Origin of the sequence: Gracilibacillus oryzae, from assembly GCF_009498735.1 — a bacterium.
Taxonomy (GTDB): Bacteria; Bacillota; Bacilli; order Bacillales; family Amphibacillaceae; genus Gracilibacillus; species Gracilibacillus oryzae.
Window position 1 is genome coordinate 1 of the sequence record NZ_ML762472.1, and the last position, 2,532, is coordinate 2,532.

Genomic DNA, 2,532 nt, shown 5'->3' on the forward strand with positions numbered 1-2,532 from the left:
ATCGGACACCTCGTATCATACCAAGGAGGCTTTTTGTATTCAAACCTCAAATTTCTTCATTACAGGAATGCTCCTTTTCATTGTTCCCCTTAGTTAACTCGAAATTCTTAATTCAATAATAACATAATATTCCATTTGTTTTTCGAAAATAAAAGACAATCACTGATTGCTTTTCTCAATTTTTAGCACTCGTTAATAGAATAAGCATTTACTCATGGACAAATATTCTCTCAGCAATTTCTTTATCATCATCTATTTTTTTAATCCAGACTTTTACGTCATCATTTACAACTAATTCATCTAACTTCTGTTTGCTTCCTTCTATATTGGTGTTTTCATCAATAAATATCTCATAAACTGGATAAGAAGCCTCTGGATCGGTAGCATGTGGGGCAATAACGATAAGGTTATCCTTTATATTCTCAATAAACATATTACGATAATCTGGATTGGTTTCTGTTTTTTCTTCTGTTACTTTTTCAGCGGGGTAATAATTAGTCTCAACATTTTCTATTTCCTGACTACTACAACCGTATAAAGCTATAATTGAAATCAATAAAATTAGAAAAAATCTCATTTATCCAACCTTCCCTTTATTCCACATTACTGCCACGTTACTTTAATAACTCCATGCTAACATAATATTCCAACAGAAAATACTGGATTTTTTCAAAAAAAAAGGAAGGCAAGCATTTTTGATTATCGCCTTCTGTAATTCTTGCTCCCTTTAGTTTAGCTTTCTGTCACTTTCAATTCCTTTTTGATAAAGGCTTTAATCTCACTAAAGTAAGGGGACTTATAAACAAATCCATCCTTATTCATTAGGACATACATTGGATAGGTTTCTACGTCCAATTTTTTAAGATTTTTACTCAGTTTCTCATCGTAAGGATGACCAACCACTTCTGTAATGTTATCCAGAATTACTTGGTTAGAATGCATGAAGGATTGGACTTCATCCATTTCATTACGAGGTGTCTCTCCATTATGATAGAACAGATGTAACCTGTAATTACTATGTTCAGGTTTTAACTCCTCGATAAACTCTTCGTATTTTGAACTAGTGCAACCGCTAAGAATGGCTAATACAAAAATACCCATTAACAAAAAGCTAAACAGATTAACTTTAATTTTCATTTATCCACCTCTTCCTAGGATCATTTAGAAATAGTTGCAACAAACTGAATTCTTGCTATTGCTGTTTTCTGTACGAATGGATACAAATACGGTTCCCATTCATGTAAAAGGTTATCTAACATATCATCATGAAAAGGCTGTCAATTTGAAAGCTGTCAAGTTTACCCCATCGGTTTCCTAATGCAGACTATCCCGTGGGAAGTCTGGTTTCTGACAGTAATTACTTGAGAAAACCATAATAAATTTATCTTTATTCAGCCTCTTGCATTTACTGTCTATATTTCCTCTGGGGACAGTTCTGAATGAAGCACGAGTACCTTACTCGTATTTTGCTGACATATCATTTCAACCAGCAATAAGTCCAACGGGTTTTCCTATCAAATCTCTTCGGGCGAGTGGGGGTTTTGATAGGTTGAGCAGGTTTTCCTATCATATCTCTTCAAGAGAGTGGGAGTTTTGATAGGTTGAACGAGTTTTCCTATCATATCTCTTCGGGCGAGTCGGAGTTTTGATAGGTTGAGCGGGTTTTCCTATCAAATCTCTTCGGGCCGGTGGGGGTTTTGATAGGTTGAGCGGGTTTTCCTATCATATCTCTTCGGGCGAGTGGGGGTTTTGATAGGTTGATGGGCTTTACCTATCAAATCTCTTTGGGCGTTCGAGTGTTTTGATAGGTTGATGACTCTTAACATCATTACTTCATGCTCCAGCCCGAGGTTTGATGCTATGATCTTTTCTTAACTGCATAACTCACGGCTTCACCCTAGGTTTTGATGCTATGACCCTTTCTTAACTGCAAAACTCCCGGCTTCATCCTAGGTTTTGATGCTATGATCCTTTCTTAACTGCAAAACTCACGGCCCCACCTGATGTTTTGATGTTATGATCCTTTCTTAACTGCATAACTCCTGAATTCACCCTAGGTTTTGATGCTATGATCCTTTCTTAACTGCAAAACTCACGGCCCGACTTGATGTTTTGATGCTATGATCCTTTCTTAACTGCATAACTCCTGAATCCACCCTAGGTTTTGATGTTATGATCCTTTCTTAACTGCAAAACTCACGGCCCCACCTGATGTTTTGATGCTATGATCCTTTCTTAACTGCAAAACTCACGGCCCCACCTCATGCTTTGATCCTTTCTTCCTTAATAACTCCATGCTAACATAATATTCCAAAAGAAAATATTGAATTTTTGCAAGAAAAGAAAGACAATCATTTTCGATAATCACCTTCTGTAACTCTTGCTACCTGCTATCTTAATAAAACTTCCATATATAATTCCGCACTCAAAATACCCCTAAAGATTAAAAGAACAATTATTAACACAACGCTATTTACGATTAAAGACACAATTCCCAATAAACCAAATACACACCCCAATGCAAAGGCTTCA

General features: G+C 36.2%; 2 protein-coding genes. Both read right to left on the reverse strand.

The features are described from left to right. Positions 1 to 208: 208 nt before the first annotated feature. Positions 209 to 577, reverse strand: a complete 369-nt coding sequence (locus tag F9U64_RS22465) for a hypothetical protein (protein ID WP_153407127.1) — start codon at positions 575 to 577, stop codon at positions 209 to 211. Positions 578 to 732: 155 nt separating this feature from the next. Continuing rightward, positions 733 to 1,137, reverse strand: coding sequence for a hypothetical protein (locus F9U64_RS22470; RefSeq protein WP_153407128.1), 405 nt, complete (start codon positions 1,135 to 1,137; stop codon positions 733 to 735). Between the last annotated feature and the right edge of the window lie 1,395 nt (positions 1,138 to 2,532).

Coding starts and splice junctions, on each gene's coding strand:
- F9U64_RS22465 (WP_153407127.1), bottom strand. CDS start 577: ATGAGATTTTTTCTAATTTTATTGATTTCAATTATAGCTTTATACGGT.
- F9U64_RS22470 (WP_153407128.1), bottom strand. CDS start 1,137: ATGAAAATTAAAGTTAATCTGTTTAGCTTTTTGTTAATGGGTATTTTT.